This window comes from Novosphingobium aquimarinum (assembly GCF_009746585.1).
Taxonomy (GTDB): Bacteria; Pseudomonadota; Alphaproteobacteria; order Sphingomonadales; family Sphingomonadaceae; genus Novosphingobium; species Novosphingobium aquimarinum.
Genome location: NZ_WRPO01000057.1, coordinates 1 through 1,342, shown reverse-complemented (window position 1 = coordinate 1,342; position 1,342 = coordinate 1). Strand labels below are relative to the sequence as shown.

Here is a 1,342-nt window from a genome sequence, read left to right as displayed (position 1 = left end):
GATCTGTAATTGCAGAGCTAGGCGGTGTTGATCCCTTGAGGGTTTCATGGATCTGTCCGCACTGGCCGGACCGGAGCCTGGTCGTGCTGTATCGGGTCTCACAGAGGCGAACGTTGCATTGACTCGAAGCGGGCTTTGCAGCCCATCTGACTACCTTCGCAGATCGTTCGTCCCTGCGTTCCCTCGCGGGACACCGCCCTCGGATCAGCTTCGACGCTTCACCGCTGGCAAACAGGTTCTACTCTACCTTACGCTTGGAACAAAGTGCCGTCGCGCAGCATGGCATGCATTATGACAGCGAGGCGGCGGGCAAGGGCAACGCGAGCCTTCTTTAGGCCGCGACGCTTGGCGATCTTCATGGCCCATGTCTTGAGCGCGAAGGTTTCCCGGCTTCGGGTGAGGATCGAGTTGGCAGCTTCGTACAGCAGCTTGCGCACGGTCCCATCTCCCTGTTTGGTGATCCTGCCTGTCCAGTCTACTTCGCCCGACTGATGACGTCGGGGCACAAGGCCGAAGTAGGCCCCGGCATTGCGCGATTGTCGGAAACGCCCCGCTTCATCCACTGCAGCGGCGAAGGCGGCTGAGGTCTGAACGCCGACACCTGGGATGGTCATCAAGATTTCGCAGGCTTGTGACTGGCTCGCGATGACACGCAGACGGCGGTCCATTTCCTTAATTTGCTCGACCAGTTCCGCGCGCACGGACAGCAAGGATGCGATGGCGTCGCCAAGGCCCGGGATGTGGGCGGCCTGCATGATCCGTTCGAGGAAGGCCCTCCCTTGACCTGCGCCGGGCCGATAGCCGAACGTCGCGCAGAGACCGCGGATCGTGTTGTCGAGCCGGACACGCGCTTCCACCAGATGGCTGCGTGCGGTGATAACGCTGCGAACGCCATGCGCGGCCGGAGATTTGACATGCACCTCCTTGTAGAAGCCGGTGCGTGCCAACTGTGCGAGGCCGGCGGCATCGTGAGGGTCGGTCTTGTTCGCCTTCATTGCCTTGAGGCTCTGGTGGGCCTGGCGGGCATCGATGCACACTACCGGGACACCCAGTTCACGCAGACCAAGGCAGATCGCCGGCGACATGCGGCCCGTTTCGATCACCGCCCGCTCGAGTGGGCCGTATCGCTCCAGCATCATGGCGATCGCCTCCGGAGAGCTTTCCACTTTCTCCGACACGAGCTTCCGACCATTTTCGTCAACGATGCAGACCTGCGTGCTTTCCATCGACAGGTCCAATCCGGCATAGTGCTTCATGGCTGTTTCCTTCCTTCAGGATTCGACAACCAGAAGTGTGCGCCTCAACCAAGGTCCGAGGGAAGCAGCCGCAATTACACGATGAC

The 1,342-nt window shown here is 61.0% G+C and carries 1 protein-coding gene; it reads right to left on the bottom strand.

What is annotated here, in order from left to right; all coding sequences use genetic code 11:
- Positions 1-248 precede the first annotated feature (248 nt).
- Positions 249-1,256: an IS110 family RNA-guided transposase gene (locus GQO94_RS20725; RefSeq protein WP_156843260.1), complete on the bottom strand. Its 1,008-nt coding sequence runs from the start codon at positions 1,254-1,256 to the stop codon at positions 249-251.
- Between the last annotated feature and the right edge of the window lie 86 nt (positions 1,257-1,342).